12 protein-coding genes and 2 tRNA genes are annotated in these 15,006 nt (G+C 62.0%); 3 read left to right on the top strand and 11 right to left on the bottom strand.

The genetic code is table 11. From position 1 onward, the window contains the following. Position 1 precedes the first annotated feature (1 nt). Complete coding sequence (locus NPS46_RS14800; protein ID WP_274108406.1) at positions 2 to 928, bottom strand: LysR family transcriptional regulator; 927 nt, start codon at positions 926 to 928, stop codon at positions 2 to 4. A 121-nt stretch (positions 929 to 1,049) separates the two neighbouring features. Between NPS46_RS14800 and fpr the strand changes: the two genes are divergently transcribed. Further along, the gene (gene fpr / locus NPS46_RS14795) at positions 1,050 to 1,829 is read left to right on the top strand and encodes a ferredoxin-NADP reductase (protein WP_274108404.1); all 780 of its coding nucleotides are present in this window, start codon (positions 1,050 to 1,052) and stop codon (positions 1,827 to 1,829) included. Between the two features lie 68 nt (positions 1,830 to 1,897). Here the strand turns inward: fpr and tsaA are convergent, their stop codons facing one another. The 5 genes from tsaA to rimO form a co-directional block, all read right to left on the bottom strand. After that, positions 1,898 to 2,605 (bottom strand): tRNA (N6-threonylcarbamoyladenosine(37)-N6)-methyltransferase TrmO, encoded by a 708-nt coding sequence (gene tsaA, locus NPS46_RS14790; RefSeq protein WP_274108545.1) that lies wholly within the window; start codon positions 2,603 to 2,605, stop codon positions 1,898 to 1,900. 76 nt (positions 2,606 to 2,681) lie between these two features. Beyond that, on the bottom strand, positions 2,682 to 3,143 hold the full coding sequence (locus NPS46_RS14785; protein WP_274108402.1) for a DUF1456 family protein: 462 nt from the start codon (positions 3,141 to 3,143) through the stop codon (positions 2,682 to 2,684). 63 nt (positions 3,144 to 3,206) lie between these two features. Beyond that, positions 3,207 to 3,917 (bottom strand): rRNA pseudouridine synthase, encoded by a 711-nt coding sequence (locus tag NPS46_RS14780; protein ID WP_274108400.1) that lies wholly within the window; start codon positions 3,915 to 3,917, stop codon positions 3,207 to 3,209. 78 nt (positions 3,918 to 3,995) lie between these two features. After that, a complete protein-coding gene (locus tag NPS46_RS14775; protein WP_274108398.1) occupies positions 3,996 to 4,454 on the bottom strand; it encodes a GNAT family N-acetyltransferase in 459 nt (152 codons plus the stop codon). Between the two features lie 111 nt (positions 4,455 to 4,565). Next, positions 4,566 to 5,903 (bottom strand): 30S ribosomal protein S12 methylthiotransferase RimO, encoded by a 1,338-nt coding sequence (rimO, locus tag NPS46_RS14770; protein WP_274108396.1) that lies wholly within the window; start codon positions 5,901 to 5,903, stop codon positions 4,566 to 4,568. Between the two features lie 340 nt (positions 5,904 to 6,243). On the opposite strand from rimO, the gene NPS46_RS14765 reads away from it, so the two are divergent. Next, positions 6,244 to 8,085, top strand: coding sequence for a potassium transporter Kup (locus tag NPS46_RS14765; protein ID WP_425312746.1), 1,842 nt, complete (start codon positions 6,244 to 6,246; stop codon positions 8,083 to 8,085). Between the two features lie 85 nt (positions 8,086 to 8,170). Here NPS46_RS14765 and NPS46_RS14760 read toward each other — a convergent pair whose 3' ends face one another. The 4 genes from NPS46_RS14760 to NPS46_RS14745 all read right to left on the bottom strand — a co-directional run bounded on the left by NPS46_RS14760 (position 8,171) and on the right by NPS46_RS14745 (position 12,654). Further along, positions 8,171 to 9,442 (bottom strand): virulence factor family protein, encoded by a 1,272-nt coding sequence (locus tag NPS46_RS14760; RefSeq protein ID WP_274108392.1) that lies wholly within the window; start codon positions 9,440 to 9,442, stop codon positions 8,171 to 8,173. Beyond that, on the bottom strand, positions 9,442 to 12,084 hold the full coding sequence (mprF, locus tag NPS46_RS14755) for a bifunctional lysylphosphatidylglycerol flippase/synthetase MprF (RefSeq protein WP_274108390.1): 2,643 nt from the start codon (positions 12,082 to 12,084) through the stop codon (positions 9,442 to 9,444). The genes NPS46_RS14760 and mprF overlap by 1 nt, the downstream gene beginning before the upstream one ends. 279 nt (positions 12,085 to 12,363) lie before the next feature. After that, positions 12,364 to 12,440 (bottom strand) — tRNA-Met (locus NPS46_RS14750). A gap of 137 nt (positions 12,441 to 12,577) precedes the next feature. Further along, positions 12,578 to 12,654: transfer RNA gene (locus NPS46_RS14745), tRNA-Met, on the bottom strand. Positions 12,655 to 12,947: 293 nt separating this feature from the next. On the opposite strand from NPS46_RS14745, the gene dinB reads away from it, so the two are divergent. After that, positions 12,948 to 14,009 (top strand): DNA polymerase IV, encoded by a 1,062-nt coding sequence (dinB, locus tag NPS46_RS14740; protein WP_274108387.1) that lies wholly within the window; start codon positions 12,948 to 12,950, stop codon positions 14,007 to 14,009. 42 nt (positions 14,010 to 14,051) lie between these two features. Here the strand turns inward: dinB and NPS46_RS14735 are convergent, their stop codons facing one another. After that, the gene (locus NPS46_RS14735) at positions 14,052 to 15,005 is read right to left on the bottom strand and encodes a hypothetical protein (protein WP_274108543.1); all 954 of its coding nucleotides are present in this window, start codon (positions 15,003 to 15,005) and stop codon (positions 14,052 to 14,054) included. Position 15,006 lies beyond the last annotated feature (1 nt).

The following is a 15,006-nucleotide window of genomic DNA, read 5'->3' as shown; positions in this document are numbered from 1 at the left end:
GCTAGGCAATGGCGGGTAAAACGATCTCGTCACTGCGCTGAACCCCTTCGGTAAAGCTGCGGCACAGTTCAAGAAACTCGCGCATGGCCGAAGTCTGGTACTTCTGTTTGTGCCAGATGAAGTAGAACTGGCGCGCCAGGTCCAGGTCCGGTGTTTCCACCGGGACCAGGCTGCCGCGCCGGAAGGCGTCGCGCAGGGCCAGGCGCGAGATGCAGCCGATCCCCAGGCCTGATTCGACGGCGCGCTTGATGGCTTCCGTGTGTTCCAGCTCAAGACGGATATTCAGGGCGTTGCGGTGATGGCGCATGGCCTGGTCAAAGGTCAGTCGTGTCCCCGAGCCCTGCTCGCGAAGTATCCAGCCCTCAGCGCACAACTCCTCCATGCTGGCCTGGCCGCGCTTGGCCAATGGGTGCTGGGGCGCGCAGAACACCACCAGTTCATCTTCGACCCAGGGTTGGACCTCGATGTCCGGGTGGCTGCAGTCGCCCTCGATTAGACCCAGGTCAATCTCGTAATGGGCGACTTGTTGCACGATATGCGCGGTGTTTTGCACATGGAGTTTGACCTGGCTTTCCGGATGGACCCGCATAAAGCTGCCGATCAGCAGCGTGGCCAGGTAATTACCGATGGTCAGCGTCGCGCCGACGGCCAGTGAGCCGAACCCGGACTTGCCGTTGAGCAGGTCTTCGATTTCCTTGGCCTGGTCCAGCAAGGCCACGGCTTGCGGCAGCAGTTGCTTGCCCAGGGCATTGAGGCTCAGGCGTTTTCCGGCCCGATCGAACAATTGGCAGCTGGTTTGCCGCTCCAGTTCGGTGATCGAAGTGCTGGCCGCTGATTGCGACAAAGCCAGCAACCCGGCAGCGCGTGAAACGCTCTCTTGCTGGGCCACGGCGACGAATACTTGGAGTTGACGGAGAGTAAATCGCATATCGATATAACCGATAACCCTTATCTTGATAATTCAGTTAACAGATATTGTCGCCGCCATTAGAATGCCACGCAATTGCGCTCATCGTCGGCGCCGGCTAAATCTCCAGGAGCCCCAGTAAATGAGCAACATGAATCACGAGCGCGTCCTCAGTGTGCACCACTGGAACGACACGCTGTTCAGCTTCAAGTGCACGCGCGATCCGGGCCTGCGCTTCGAGAACGGTCAGTTCGTGATGATCGGCCTGCAGCAGCCCAATGGGCGTCCACTGATGCGTGCCTACTCGATCGCCAGCCCGAACTGGGAGGAGCATCTGGAGTTTTTCAGCATCAAGGTGCCGGATGGCCCGCTGACTTCCCAGTTGCAGCACCTGAAGGAAGGCGACGAGATCATCATCAGCAAGAAACCCACCGGCACTCTGGTGCTGGACGATCTCAAGCCGGGCAAGCACCTCTATCTGCTTAGCACCGGTACCGGCCTGGCGCCATTTATGAGCATCATCCAGGATCCGGAAACCTACGAGCGCTTCGAAAAGGTCATCCTTTGCCATGGCGTTCGCTACGCCAACGAAGTGGCCTACCGCGAGTTCATCACCGAGCACTTGCCGCAGAACGAGTTCTTCGGCGAGGCCCTGCGTGAAAAGCTGATCTACTACCCCACCGTGACGCGCGAGCCTTTCGAGAATCAGGGGCGTTTGACTGACCTGATGCGCAGCGGCAAATTGTTCAGCGATATCGGCTTGCCGCCGATCAACCCGCAGGACGACCGCGCGATGCTGTGCGGTAGCCCGAGCATGCTCGACGAGACCAGCGAAGTGCTCAACAGCTTCGGCCTGACCGTATCGCCGCGTATGCGCGAGCCGGGTGACTACCTGATCGAGCGCGCTTTCGTCGAGAAGTAAGCGAGCCGCATCATTGAAAAGCCCGCGTGGCCTGTAAAGGTCACGCGGGCTTTTTCGTGTGTGCGGCCTTAGGCGACGGGGTTTACAACGGGGACCACTTCCAGCACCCGGATCACGCCCGGCTGCGGATAGTGCCAGCGCACGTCCAGATCCCAGAACTGTGCGCCATATTCGCGTTCGGGCGTCGGCATTTGGTACGCCGGACGCGGATCCTGGGCCAGGCACTGCTCGACCAGTTCGACCAACGGCTCCTGTAGGCGCTGGGCCTGCGTTTGCGCCTGAATCAGGGCCGTGTCCGTCCAGTGGACTGGAATCAGCTCAGGCGGCGCGCTGGCGATGCCGTTGCAGGCCTCATCGACGCGGTCAGCGTAGGGCACATAGGGTTTGATATCGAGAATCGGCGTGCCATCCAGTAGGTCGATGCCGGAGATCCACAATCGGTTGGCTTCAACCTTATCCAGCTTGACCACGGACTGGCCGATGCCATTGGGTCTGTGGGTGGCCCGGGTGGCGAACACGCCCATCGATTTGTTGCCGCCCAGGCGGGGCGGGCGGACCTTCAGGCGCGGCTTGTCTTCAAGGGCCTGGTGGAACAGGAACAGTAGCCAGACGTGGCTGACCTGCTCAAGGCCCTGTACAGCATCGCCCTGATCGAAGGGCGCCAGCAATTCCAGCGTGCCGCGTGCTGCCGGGGCCAGCTGTGGCTGGCGCGGGATGGCGAATTTCTCCTTGAAGCAGGAGCGCACGAAGCCGATGGGGGAAACACTGTAGGTCATGGTCATACCCTGACATCCTCGCAGCAAGCCGCTCCTTCACACGCTGTAGGAGCGGGCAGGCTGGCGAGTCCTTGGCTCAGCCGCGAACGCGCAGGGTCAGACCCTTGAGGAAATTACGCAGCAACTGGTCGCCGCACGGGCGGTAGTTGGTGTGGCCGAACTTGCGAAACAGTGCGCTCAGCTCCGGCTTGGACACCGGGAAGTCGGCCGCCTTGAGGATGGCATGCATATCGTCTTCCTTCAGTTCGAAGGCCACGCGCAGTTTTTTCAGGATGATGTTGTTGGTGATGGGCAGCTCGATGGGCTGCGGCGGACGGCTTTCGTCCTTGCCGCGCTTGAAGATCACCAGGCCGTCGAGAAAGTGCGCCATGACTTCGTCCGGGCAATGCACGAAACCTTCTTCGTCATCTTTCTTCAGGTAGGCGATGACATCGGCCTTGCTGATTTCGAAACCGGTGAGCTGGATGATCTCGACCACTTTGTTGTCGCTGATATCGAGCATGTAGCGCACGCTGCGCAATACGTCGTTGTGAATCATAAGAGGCAATCCTGATTGTTCAGTGGTGAGCGGCGCACAAGGGCGTCGCTGGAAAAGGGCGGCTTAGAATTTTTCCTTGGCGGACAGATAGCGCCACTGGCCCACGGGCAGCTTGCCCATGGAGACGCCGCCAATCCGGATCCGGCGGATGGTGATGACCTTGAGGCCGACCGCTTCGCAGAACAGGGCAATGGCCCCGGGCGGCGGGTTTTTCAGGGCAAAGCGCAGGCGGTTTTCATTCTGCCAGCTGGCCTTGACCGGCGGCAGCTCCTTGCCCTTGTAGCTCAGGCCGTGCTGCAGGCGGTTCAAGCCGTGGGCGACCATGTCGCCCGACACTTCGACGATGTATTCCTGTTCGATCTTGTTGGCATCGGCGGTGAGCTTGCGCAGGATTTTCCAGTCCTGGGTAAACACCACCAGGCCGCTGGCGCCTGGCTGCAGGTCGGCCGTTGTACTCAGACGCAGGAAGTGGCCCTTGAGCGGGCGTTTGCCGTAGCGATGCTCCTCGGCCAGGGTCTGGGGGCTGAGCAATTGCAGCGCACTGTCGGCGTCCAGGCCGGCCGGCTGGTGCAGGAGCAGGGTAACGGGCTCCGGTGCGCTGGCCTTGGCTTGTGGATCAAGCTCGACTTTCTGGGTGCCGACCTTGAATTGCGGCTCGTCGACGACCTCGCCGTCCACCGTGACCCAGCCACCTTCAATGAACAGCTCGGCCTCCCGGCGGGAGCAGCCGACCAGCTCGATAAGGCGTTTGGAAAGGCGAATGGGTTCAGACATGACGACGGCCGTAGCAAAGGGGGGCGGCCATTGTACCCTTGTTCCCCCCGATAGACGCGAGCTTGCGCGCGAAGCCGGCTAGGCGGCTGCGGATTTCAGGCGCATATGCAGCAGCGGGTAGGGCTGGCCCATGCCATCGATCTCGGAGCGACCGATGATTTCAAAGCCCTGCTTGAGATAGAAGCCCAGTGCCTGAGGGTTCTGCTCGTTGACGTCGAGCTCGTCGGCATTGAGGTGGTGGACCGCATAGTCGAGTAGCTGCTTGCCCAGCCCCTGACCACGCTGGTCGGGGTGGATAAAGAGCATTTCGACTTTGCCGGCAGCCACGCCGGCGAAACCGCTGATGTGCTGGCGCTCGTCCTTGCAGCAGATGAGCATGACCGCGTCCAGGTAGCGATCTCGCACCAGCTCTCGCAGCAGGGTGATGTAGCTGTCCGGTAGGAAATCATGGGTGGCACGTACCGACGCCTCCCAGACATTGACCAGTTCTTCGTAGTCCGATGGCTTCGGTGTATGGATAACCGAATGGTGCCCCATGCCGCAGTACTCCTGAGTGATGGCGCGAAAAGTCGCCTATTGAACTCAACCATAGCTGCAAAAAAAAGCCCCGCCGCATGTGCGGCAGGGCTTTTCCCATGGGGGCCGTACTTAGATCGTTTCAGCCCAGAGGTCGTACTCGTCGGCGTCGGTGACGCGGCACCAGACCTTGTCGCCGGGCTTGAGGTCTTTAGGGCTGTCGATAAACACGTTGCCGTCGATTTCCGGCGCGTCGAAGAAGCAGCGGCCTACCGCGCCCTGTTCGTCGACTTCGTCGATCAGCACTTCGATTTCCTTGCCAACGCGCATTTGCAGGCGTGCAGCACTGATTTCCTGCTGGTGGGCCATGAAACGCTCCCAACGGTCCTGCTTGATCTCGTCCGGGACGATTTCCAGGTCCAGGTCATTGGCCGGCGCGCCTTCCACTGGGGAGTACTGGAAGCAGCCGACGCGGTCGAGCTGGGCTTCGGTCAGCCAGTCGAGCAGGTACTGGAAGTCTTCTTCGGTTTCACCGGGGAAGCCGACGATAAAGGTCGAGCGGATGATCAGTTCCGGGCAGATCTGGCGCCAGTTCTTGATCCGGGCCAGGGTCTTGTCTTCGAAGGCCGGGCGTTTCATGGCCTTGAGCACTTTCGGGCTGGCGTGCTGGAAGGGGATGTCCAGGTACGGCAGGATCTTGCCGGCCGCCATCAGCGGGATCAGCTCGTCCACGTGCGGGTACGGGTAGACATAGTGCAGGCGGACCCAGACGCCGAGGCTGGAAAGCGCTTCGCACAACTCGGTCATGCGGGTCTTGACCGGGGCGCCGTTCCAGAAGCCAGTGCGGTATTTGACATCGACGCCGTAGGCGCTGGTGTCCTGGGAGATCACCAGCAGTTCCTTGACGCCGGATTTGACCAGGCGCTGGGCCTCGTCGAGGACATCACCGAGCGGCCGGCTGACCAGCTTGCCGCGCATCGACGGGATGATGCAGAAGCTGCAGCTGTGGTTGCAGCCTTCGGAAATCTTCAGGTAGGCGTAGTGGCGTGGCGTCAGCTTGATGCCCTGGGGCGGTACGAGGTCGATCAGTGGGTTGTGGTCCTGGCGTGGCGGCACCACTTCGTGGACGGCGTTGACCACCTGCTCGTACTGCTGTGGGCCGGTGACGGCCAGTACGCTGGGGTGAACGTTGCGGATATTGCCTTCTTCCACGCCCATGCAACCGGTGACGATCACCTTGCCGTTTTCCTTGATCGCTTCGCCGATCACTTCCAGGGATTCGGCCTTGGCGCTGTCGATAAAGCCACAGGTGTTGACCACCACGACGTCGGCGTCCTGGTAGGTGGACACGACTTCATAGCCTTCCATGCGCAGTTGGGTAAGGATGCGCTCGGAGTCGACCAGGGCCTTGGGGCAACCCAGGGAGACAAAACCGACCTTGGGGACGGCAGGCGTGGAGACGGTGGACATGGCTAACCTCGGTGTTTGTTGACGCCGCCGCACGGGTACGACGAGTGGGCGCTTGGCGCGCCTCTGATCAAAAAGTGCGCAATTCTAGCGATGGGCAACGCACTTGACCAGCTTTATGCAGGGAAATACGACGAGTGCTGCGCTATGCTTCGCCGCGTTGCGCCAGTGCGTCTTTACAGGGCTGATCAATCGTCAGCCTTTGCCATAAAAGCAACGCTTGCTGCACCGCAAAGCATAGTGCTTCTTCACGAAGCCTCGGTCTGGGTTGTAGGAGTAATGGATGGGTCAGGCAAGCAGTCACGTGGCGCAGGACGGGCATACGGCGGCAAAGCCGCTGGGCATGTTGGTCGCAGCGGTGGGAGTGGTCTATGGCGATATCGGCACCAGCCCGTTGTACACCCTCAAGGAGGTGTTTTCGGGTAACTACGGTGTGCCGGTCAACCATGACGGTGTCTTCGGTATTCTGGCGCTGATTTTCTGGTCGCTGGTGTGGGTCGTTTCGATCAAGTACGTGTTGTTTATCCTACGAGCCGACAATCAGGGCGAGGGCGGTATCATGGCCCTGACGGCGCTGGCCCGGCGCGCAGCGGCGCCGTATCCGCGCTTGCGGGTGGTGCTGGTGATTCTCGGGCTGATCGGCGCGTCGCTGTTCTATGGCGACAGTATGATCACCCCGGCGATCTCGGTCCTGTCGGCGGTGGAAGGCATGGAGTTGGCATTCGACGGGCTGGAGCACTGGGTCGTGCCGCTGGCGCTGATCGTGCTGGTGGGGCTATTCCTGATCCAGAAGCACGGCACCGACCGAATCGGCAAGCTGTTCGGCCCGGTCATGGTCCTGTGGTTCGTGGTGCTGGGTGTCCTGGGTGTGCATGGCATCGTGCAGTATCCCGCCGTCCTCAATGCACTCAATCCGGTCTGGGCCGTGCGCTTCTTTATCGTCCATCCGGGCATGGGCGTGGCGATCCTGGGCGCGGTGGTGCTGGCCTTGACCGGCGCCGAAGCCCTGTACGCCGACATGGGCCATTTTGGCCGCAAGCCCATTGCCCGGGCCTGGTTCGCCCTGGTCCTGCCGGCCCTGGTGCTCAACTACTTTGGCCAGGGCGCCTTGTTGCTGGGCAACCCTGAGGCGGCGCGCAACCCCTTCTATCTGCTGGCGCCGAGCTGGGCCCTGCTGCCATTGGTGGGCCTGGCGACACTGGCCACGGTGATTGCCTCGCAGGCCGTGATTTCCGGGGCCTTTTCCCTGACGCGCCAGGCGATCCAACTGGGCTATATCCCACGCATGCATATCCAGCACACCTCCAGTGCGGAGCAGGGGCAGATCTATATCGGGGCGGTGAACTGGTCGCTGATGGTGGGCGTGATCCTGCTGGTGCTGGGGTTCGAGTCTTCCGGGGCCCTGGCTTCGGCCTATGGCGTTGCCGTAACGGGAACCATGCTGATCACCAGCATCCTGGTCTCGGCGGTGATGTTGCTGCTGTGGAAATGGCCACCGCTGCTGGCCGTGCCGGTACTGATCGGCTTTCTCCTGGTCGACGGGCTGTTCTTCGCCGCCAACGTGCCGAAGATCGTCCAGGGCGGGGCCTTCCCGGTGCTGGCGGGGATTGTGCTGTTTATCCTGATGACCACCTGGAAACGCGGCAAGGAGCTGCTGGTCGATCGCCTGGACGAAGGCGGGCTGCCACTGCCGATCTTTATCAGCAGTATCCGCGTACAGCCGCCTCACCGAGTGCAGGGCACGGCGGTGTTCCTGACCGCGCGCCCGGATGCCGTCCCCCATGCCTTGCTGCATAACCTGCTGCATAACCAGGTGCTGCATGAGCAGGTGGTGCTGTTGACGGTGGTCTACGAGGATATTCCGCGGGTGCCGGCCCAGCGTCGTTTCGAGGTGGACGCCTATGGCGAGGGCTTCTTCCGGGTGATCCTGCACTTTGGCTTTACCGACGAGCCGGATGTGCCCGAGGCGCTGAAGCTGTGCCATCTTGATGAGCTGGATTTCAGCCCGATGCGGACCACCTATTTCCTGAGTCGCGAGACGGTGATCGCTTCCAAGCTGGTGGGCATGGCCCGTTGGCGCGAGGCCCTGTTCGCCTTTATGTTGAAGAACGCCAACGGCAACCTGCGGTTCTTCAAACTGCCGGTCAATCGGGTGATCGAGTTGGGGACCCAGGTCGAGATGTAGCGTGGGCAGGATCCAGGCCCCTAAGTAAAAGCCCCCCGTTGCCTTGTGGCAGCGGGGGCTTTTGTTTTTGGGGTAGGGGGGGGCTTCAGTTGCCCTGGCGTTTCTTGATCGCCTCGACCAGGCGCTGGGCCAGGGCCGGGTAGTTCTCGTCGAAGTGATGCCCGCCTGGCAGCTTCATGGCCTCGCCCACGGCGGTCTTGGTGGTGCAGCCGCTTTCATCGACTTCTTCCACGCCATAGATGCACAGCACCTTGGCTGCCGGGAGCTTGGCCATGTCCGGGCCCGTGTCGGTTTCCATGCCGGCCTTGCCGAGCCAGCCGTCGACATGGATCTCGAAGCTGCCACTGCGGGCGAAGGCCAGCAGGATCACGGCATCGACCCGCTGCTGTTCAGTCGCCGGCAGGTTGTTGTAGATGGCGGGCAGGACATCGGCGCCGAAGGAGTAGCCGGTCAGAACGAAGCGCTTGATGCCCCACTTCTGTCGATAGTGCTGCATCAGCTCGGTCAGGTCGCTGGCGCTCTGCTCGGGGCTTTTGTGCTGCCAGTAGTAGCGCAGGGTGTCGATACCGACCACGGGGTAGCCGATCTTCGCCATCTCGCCCGCCACGTCACGATCCAGGTCGCGCCAGCCGCCATCGCCGGAGAGAAACAGGGTCAGGGTGTCGGTGGTCTGGCCGGCCGGGACTTCCACCACCGGGATATTCAGGCCGCCGTTTTCCGAGCCGACCAGCAGCTTGCGCAGTTCATTGCTCAGTACCTGTGGCAGGTGGACGTCATAGTCGCTGATGCTGGTTTCGGCATTGGCCTGGTTGCGTACGAAGGCCGCGCTGGTGTCGTCCGGCCAATCGTTCCAGGCGACCAGCCAGTGGCCATGGGCAGCACTTTGCGCGGCTGGGGTCTTGCAGCCGGGTTGTTCCAGCAGAAAACCCACCGACACGGCCTGGGCCTTGTCGTTGTTCTGGTTCGCCAGCCAGTTCCACGCCAGGGATGCCCCCGGGCCAATACCGCTGACCAGCGTGGCCGGGCCCTGCAATTGCTGCTGGGCGCTGGCCAGGGCGGTTTGTTGCAGGGCGCAGTCGTCCTTGGGCAGGATCACTTGAACGATGCGGGCCGAACCGCCACGGCTCAGGGCTACCAGTTGCTTGTCGCTCAAGGCGTCCTCGCTCAGCGTGGCGACGATCACCTGGGCGCGGGCCTGGGTGCCAGGCACTACCAGCGTCAGGCTGGAACCGTCCGCTTGGGGCAGATGGTCGACCCGGGGTTCCGGGGCCGGCCGATTCCAGAACCAATAGCCACCTGCCGCCAGCGCGACCAGCACCACAATGACCACTACATACCACCAGGAGCGTCGAATCATCAGCGTTTCACCAATCCAGTCAAGCCACCCGCGATCAGGGCAGCGGTATCGGCCAGAGCGACCAGCGGGTCGAGCCCAGCGGGGACGGCCATGTAACGGGGTTCCCAGTCCGGCTGGAACTTGTCCTTGAAGCGGCGCAGGCCCTGGAAGTTATAGAGTTGTTCGCCGCGGCGAAAGACCATCGAGCCCAGGCGCTGGGTCAGCGGCGCGCCCCGGCGTGGTTGCAGCCCCGAGAGTGGGACCATGCCCAGGCTGAAGCGGGCGTAGCCATGCTCTTTGTAATGGAGGATCAGGCCGACCATCATGAATTCCATGGTCAGCTTGGGTGCGTCCGGATGGGCGCGCATCAGATCGAGGCTGGCCAACTCATGGCTGTAGGTCTCGAGCAGGTTGGCAAAGGCTACCGGGCGCCCTTCGAAGCGGATCACCGCGACGCGAAAATGCTGGATATAGGACTCGCTGAAGCGGCCCAGGGAGAAGCCTTTCTCGCGGACATTCTTGCCGGTCAGCCAGGCGTCGGAGATGACCTTGAGCTCATCCATCGGCGCATGGCCGGGCTCGTGGATCTCCAGGGACAGGCCGTCGCGGCCGCCCCGGTTCCAGGTGTAGCGCAGGTCCTTCATCTCCTTGCCCTTGGCTTCCAGATCGAAGCGGCGCAAGTCCACGCGGGCTTCCTCGCCGAGCTTGATCGCGGTCAGGCCGATATCCATGTAGTAGGGCAGGTTCTCCGCGCGGACCTGGTAGAACACCGGGCGCGCGTGGTGCAGGTCGCAGAGGTCGCGAAACTGCCAGATCAGCTCGGCGCGCTGCTGGGGCGGGCCGATTGGGTCATACAGCGCCACCAGGCTGCGGCCGCGACGTGCATACATCAGGAAGGCATTGTCATTGGGGTGGAACAGCAGGGCCTTGTCGCCGGTCAGCGCCAGGCCGCCGTCGGGCTGGTCGGAGGCCATCAGGATCTTGGCTGCCCGATCCAGCTCCTGCGAAGTCGGCAGGTGGATCACCGGGCGTGCGGTGCGCAACAGCCAGGTCAGGGACACCACGACCAACAGCACTGCCGCGCCGAGCAGCGAGCGCAGGCCGCGCGGCGCATCGGCATCAAGGGTGAACTGCCACCACAACTGATGGCTGTAGGGCACATCCTGATAGGCGAACAGCAGCAGCCAGATCGAGGCGCCCAGGACGCAGAGGCTGGCCATTAGATAAAGCGGCGAGAAGGGCACTTCGGTCAAGCGGCTGGGGCGATAGAAAGCGCGCCGAAACAGCGCCAGCAGGCTGGCGGTCAGAATCATCAGGGACGCTTCTTCCCAGTCGAAGCCTTTGAGCAGCGAGAGCAGGGCGCCGACCAGCAGCAGAATGGTGGTCAGCATCCAGGCGGCTGACAGGCGCCGACGCAGGCCCTGGGCGAGCAGCAGGCAGAGTACGCCGATCAGGCTGGCGCCAAAGTGCGAGGCGTCGATCAGGCGGTGGGGAATCAGGAAGCCGATGTGTTCCAGGCGGGTGTCGATCTCCGGTGTCGCGCCGGAGAAGAGCAGGACCACCCCGGAGAGAAACACTAAGATGGACAGCACCGGGGCGGCCAGGCCGGAGGCCACGCGCAGGGTCTGGCGACTGGGGAGCAGGCGTACGGCTTCGTTGACCAGCAGCATGATGCAGGCTACCAGCAGCGGCAGCAGCACATAGATCAGGCGATAGAGCAGCAGGGCCGCTGCCAGGGGCGCTGCGCCCAGGGTGTTGGCAAAGGCGGCGAGCAGGATCGCCTCGAACACCCCGACACCACCCGGTACATGGCTGAGCACACCGGCCGCCAGAGCGAGCAGGTAGACCAGGATAAAGGCGCCAAAGGGCGGCGCTTCTGGCAGCAGCAGGTAAAGCACGGTGGCGGCGGCGGCGACGTCGAGGGCGGTGATAAACAGTTGCAGCAGGGTCAGGCGCGGGCCCGGCAGGCGCAGGGTGCGACGCCCGACCCGAACCAGCAGGTTGTCGGGTTCGGGCTGTTCCGGGAGGCGCCGGCGATAGATGCCAACGGCCAGCAGGGCGCCGAGTGCCAGGATCGCCACGGCAATGCCACCCAGCAAAGGCGCGGGCAGGCGCAAGGCGGCGGCAGCGGCCGGCAGATTGCTCAGGGTGGCGAGGGCGGCCAGTGGCGGCAGGGCGCAGCCCAGGGACAGGCTGGCAAACAGCGTCATATGGGCAACGTCGGACGCCCCAAGGCCGTGGCGCGCATACAGGCGATAGCGCACCGAGCCGCCGGACAGTAGCGACAGGCCAATGGCATTGCCGATGGCGAAGGCAGTAAACCCGCCAAAGGCCAGGGTGCGCGGCGGCAAGGTCACGCCGGCATAGCGGCTGGCGGACCATTCATAGCCCAGTAGCACGATAAAGCCGACAGCGGTGGCTGCCAGGGCGCCGAACAGTGCCGGCTTGGGCACCTCCAGAATCGAGTCGCGCAGGGCATTGAGGTCCAGCTCGATCAGCAGATGGCGACAGGCGATCAGGGCAATGGCGAACAGCAGTAGCGTGACACCGATGCCGACGGGCTGGCGGTATTGGCTAAGCCACTCAAGCAAACGCAGACGGTGAGGTGCTACGGGGTGCATCGCGGTGACGGAGTCTTGTGGTTCGAACGAGTTGGTGCGCATCAATCACCTCTTGGATGGTGCGCAACAGGATGGAGGTATCCAGCCAAGTTACCAATCCCTATGCAGAAATATTTTGAAATGCCTGCCTGTCGAGCGAGCTTCGCCGAGGCGGCCACACCGCGCAATTGGGGGGAGGGCGGTCATGGCTACAAAGCATAGCTGCTGATAAAGGTGTTATTTGTGAAATTGCTGTCGACGTTTCATTCAGGTCATTGAAAGACAGAACTTTTTCATCGGACACAAAAAAGGCCACTCTTTCGAGTAGCCTTTCTTGATGTTTGGTTGCGGGAGCCGGATTTGAACCGACGACCTTCGGGTTATGAGCCCGACGAGCTACCAGACTGCTCCATCCCGCGTCTGTGTGGCGCGCATTCTACAGGCAGACGAATGAGTGTCAACCTTTAATCCGCAATCGCTCTGAAATAACCCTTGGCGCGGACAAAACCCTCACGCACAAAAAAGGCCACTCTTTCGAGTAGCCTTTTCTGATGTTTGGTTGCGGGAGCCGGATTTGAACCGACGACCTTCGGGTTATGAGCCCGACGAGCTACCAGACTGCTCCATCCCGCGTCTGTGTGTCGGCATTCTACAGAGTCCCGCCGGGCTGTCAAACCTTAATTCAGGGAAAAGCCTTTTTGGTTCAATCGGTTAGGGCTTTTCCTCGGTGCGAGAGAGGCGTTGCGGCCAGCACCGGTGGGGCTTTGCTCTCTATTGAGTACGGTATTTCAATTGAAAAAATATATTCGAGCAGGGGCTTTCCCACCTCATCTGTAGGAAGAATCAAACTACTGGTGCTATATACAGTTCCCGGTGAGATACTGCGTACCGAGCCGCCTTTAGCCTTCCATAGAACCCTGCCGGTCATGACGCAGCGCAAAATCATCCATATCGACTGTGACTGTTTCTACGCTGCCATTGAGATGCGCGATGACCCGCGCCTGGCTGGCAAGCCCATGGCGGTGGGCGGATCCTCGGACCGGCGGGGCGTAATCGCTACCTGCAATTACGAAGCCCGGGCCTTTGGCGTGCGTTCGGCCATGTCTTCGCGCCATGCCATGCAATTGTGCCCGGATCTGGAAATCGTCAAGCCGCGGATGGACGCCTATAAAGAGGCGTCTAAGGAAATCCAGGCGATCTTTCGCGATTACACCGAGCTGATCGAGCCGCTGTCGCTGGATGAAGCCTATCTGGACGTTTCCGATAGCCCGCACTTTGCAGGGAGTGCCACACGGATCGCCCAGGATATTCGGCGGCGTGTGTCCCGGCAGTTGCATATCACCGTTTCGGCCGGTGTGGCGCCGAACAAGTTCCTGGCCAAGATCGCCAGCGACTGGAACAAACCCAACGGGCTGTTTGTGATTACCCCCGATCAGGTCGAGGACTTTGTTGCGGTGTTGCCGGTCAGCAAGCTGCATGGTGTCGGCAAGGTCACTGCCGACAAGCTCGGGCGCCTGGGGATTGTCCATTGCGTGGATTTACGCGGCTGGAACAAGCTGGCCCTGGCCCGCGAGTTCGGCAGCTTTGGCGAGCGCCTGTGGGGGCTCGCCTGGGGGATCGATGAGCGGGCGGTGCATAACGACAGTCGGCGGCAGTCGGTCAGTGTTGAAAATACCTTCGATACGGACCTGCCGGACCTGGACAGTTGCCTGGATAAACTGCCGGAGCTGTTGAGCAGTCTGGACGGCCGCCTGGCGCGGATCGACAGCAGCTATCGACCCGGTAAACCCTTCGTGAAGGTCAAGTTCCACGACTTTACCCAGACCACTCTGGAGCAGGCTGGGGCCGGGCGGGATTTGGAGAGCTATCAGCAGTTGTTGAGCCAGGCCTTCAAGCGCGGTGCAAAACCGGTGCGCCTGTTGGGTGTCGGCGTGCGCCTGGTGGATCTGCGTGGGGGAGTGGAGCAGCTGGAGTTGTTTGCGCCGTAGCGCACTCGCTCGCCGCGAACGGGCGAGCGGGTAGGCTTGCCTTCAGCGAGCGCCAGGGTCGGCGACCAGGCGGCCGGCATCCTTGGTCAGGGACTTGAGAAACTCGCGTTGCAGTTCCGGATCGTTGCGGGTCAGCTCGATCAGGCTCTGCTCCAGCTCGCTGGCTTCCTCTTCCAGGCCCAGCTCCGACAGGCGCTTGACGCGGTGCACCCACTGGCTGACTTCATCGTCCTCGAGGTCGTCGTAGATCAGCGCGTGGGCTTCGAGCAGCTTGCTACGCAGGGCGCTGCTGATCGAGAGCGAGGAGTCCGAATGCACGTCATCCTGAGCATCCTCGACCATGATCTGCAACTGCCTGACGTGATCCAGATTCTGCTCAGAAAACGGGCTGTCCAGCAGGTTCAGGCGCAGCACGCCATTACGGTCGGTACTCAGCTCGTGGGTCTGGTTGCCGGCCTTGACCTGCACCGGTCGTTCGCTCCATGGCAGGCTGGAATATTCCAGGCGCTTGTCGATCTGCTTTTCCTCGATGGCGGCGAGGTTTTGCTGGGCGCGCCCGTGGGACTGGGTGTTCATGGCCGGGTTGAGGCCGGCGAAGCCGTAGCTGATCCAGTCCTTGGTCACGCTGTCCGGCAGGCGTCCGAGGGCGAAGACGTTGACGATATTGGCGCCGACCCCGGCCACTACAGCTACCGCACCCAGTGGGATCTCGTAGATCTCCCGCCAGGCCTGGTAGGGGGTGTAGCGGTCGTAGCGCCGGGTGACTTCGAACTCGGTGACTTCGAAGGTTTTCTGCTCATGGATCCGCACTCGGCGCTGGGGGAGTTCCAGCACCTTGGGCTCCCCTGCATCGATCTGCAGGCTGTGTTCGAGCAATTTGCGCTCGACGCGTTCCTCGTGTTCGCTACGTTGCGACATGTGGTTGGCGCAGCCGCTGATCAGCAGGGTGCCGCACAAGGCGGCGCCACCGAGGGAGGTGGTACCGCGCTTGAAGATA

Origin of the sequence: Pseudomonas putida, assembly GCF_028682395.1 — a bacterium.
In the GTDB taxonomy this organism is placed as follows: Bacteria; Pseudomonadota; Gammaproteobacteria; order Pseudomonadales; family Pseudomonadaceae; genus Aquipseudomonas; species Aquipseudomonas putida_AB.
Note: the sequence above shows the minus strand (reverse complement) of the source record. Positions and strands in the feature narration are given on the sequence as shown.